The organism is Chloroherpetonaceae bacterium, from assembly GCA_033763895.1.
In the GTDB taxonomy this organism is placed as follows: domain Bacteria; phylum Bacteroidota; class Chlorobiia; order Chlorobiales; family Thermochlorobacteraceae; genus JANRJQ01.
This window is the reverse complement of record JANRJQ010000001.1, coordinates 1-1,675: the sequence shown is the minus strand read 5'-3', so window position 1 is coordinate 1,675 and position 1,675 is coordinate 1. Positions and strand designations below refer to the sequence as shown.

The following is a 1,675-nucleotide window of genomic DNA, read 5'->3' as shown; positions in this document are numbered from 1 at the left end:
CCCCCCTGCGGCACTCCTTTGCCACCCATTTGCTGGAGAAGGGGGTAGATTTGCGGTCCCTTCGGAACTGCGCAGTCTCGAGAGCAGTGAGAAGACCACCGCGATCTGCACTCAACATTAGGCATAAAGGCGGGAATAGGCTTAAGCGTCCGCTGGATGATCTGGAAATTGGGGGGGTATTGGCTTGGATCTTTGTTGAGGTCTTGATATATTGCTAAAAAAGAAGATGTAGGGTTGATTGGGGTGGACCATTTGAGGCAGCTGAAGCAAATATACCCGCAACAGACGACTCAATAAAAGGCGCAATGCGGGTTTTGGTTAGTCGTCGGTTGCGGTAGTAGAATAGTTCGCAGCAATCAAATCAAAAAATAAAATATGGAAGGACTTGACAAAATAAAGTTGTTGATGCTTGCTAAGCAATACTTGGCAATCACAAAAGAGAAAGAGGCACAACTGGGTTACTATAACGGGCAACTGTCAGAAAAAATTGATCGCTTCACTCATTCGGAATCTGTCAAAGATGAAATAGAGTTAAAAAGTTGGATTGCGTATTTTGAAAAATATTTGGTAGATGAGTCAAAAGTAATTCAAAAAGAGTATTTTCCTGAAAAAAGTAATTTTACGATTTCAATTGATAAACAATGGAGGGCTTTTGAATTTGACCAGATATTTAAGAGCGTTGATTTTTTGCATAAATTAATCGCAGTAACTGGAAAACTTCGTACCAACGAGATAGGATTCGGAGGGGAGCGGACACGAGGCTATGTATATGAAGAAGCAAGGCTTCATTATTATTTGGCTCCCTATGAAGAATTGCAAGTCAGTCATATTTACTATGCTTCTCCGGGAGATATTGGATTTGAAGGAAATTTAAACACAGTAAAGGAGACCAAAGAATTAGTATTCGATATCATTTCATTAGAACCAATTAGCCGATTAGTAAAAAACTATTGGGAGATAAAAAGAAGCAAAAAATTAAACGATAAAGAAGAATCAGATCTACTTGCTGCGATTGCAAAAGCAAAAACCCAAGTATTAGAAGAAGAAAGAAGAAGAATGGAAATTCAATCTCAACTTGAATTGATTCGCATGGACCATGAATTGGCAAAACTTGAACGATTAGAGAAAGCCTTTGATAGATTTTTAAGCCTATCAGAGAAAATTATTCAAATGGAAAAGAGGGGATTTGGAAACAATAAGTTACTGGAAGACCAACTGATTAGTAGTGTGAATTTTATCCAGACACTTGCCAATAATGGAAAAATTAGTATGAAAGAACTCCCAAACCCTCAATAAACGCTGCGAACAAAGGATGTACGCCTATGCCGCCGAAGCCCGCCCCGCAAGGCCAACGCACGGCGGCACAGCGCACATCCAACCGTTAGCGGTAATTTTTATGGACATCGTTATCAAAACAAATGACTGAACAAAAGTTTTCAACCTACGAACAATTTCTAACTGCTTTAAAGTTAGCTGACAGCATAAATGAAGCAAGTGTTTACGTGCTTGACATCAACACAATAAGTGAACAGGCTTTAATGACTTTCGGTACTTACCGCAATAATTTTTATGAAATCAACCTCATAAAAAACCAACGAGAATTTATTTTTTATGTAGATGGCATAAAGTACCATCCGCAAGGCGAACCTTATGTGTGTTTCATTTCACCTAACAG

Annotated in this window: 2 protein-coding genes; both read left to right on the top strand. The window is 39.0% G+C overall.

The window, feature by feature from the left end; all coding sequences use genetic code 11:
• The first annotated feature begins 375 nt into the window (after positions 1-375).
• Positions 376-1,296, top strand: coding sequence for a hypothetical protein (locus SFU91_00010; GenBank protein MDX2127401.1), 921 nt, complete (start codon positions 376-378; stop codon positions 1,294-1,296).
• A gap of 122 nt (positions 1,297-1,418) precedes the next feature.
• The coding region (locus tag SFU91_00005; protein MDX2127400.1) for a hypothetical protein at positions 1,419-1,675 on the top strand (257 nt) is incomplete at its 3' end.

What these genes read in the sequence shown, in the direction of transcription:
- SFU91_00010 (MDX2127401.1), top strand. Translation starts at nt 376, where the DNA reads ATGGAAGGACTTGACAAAATAAAGTTGTTGATGCTTGCTAAGCAATAC.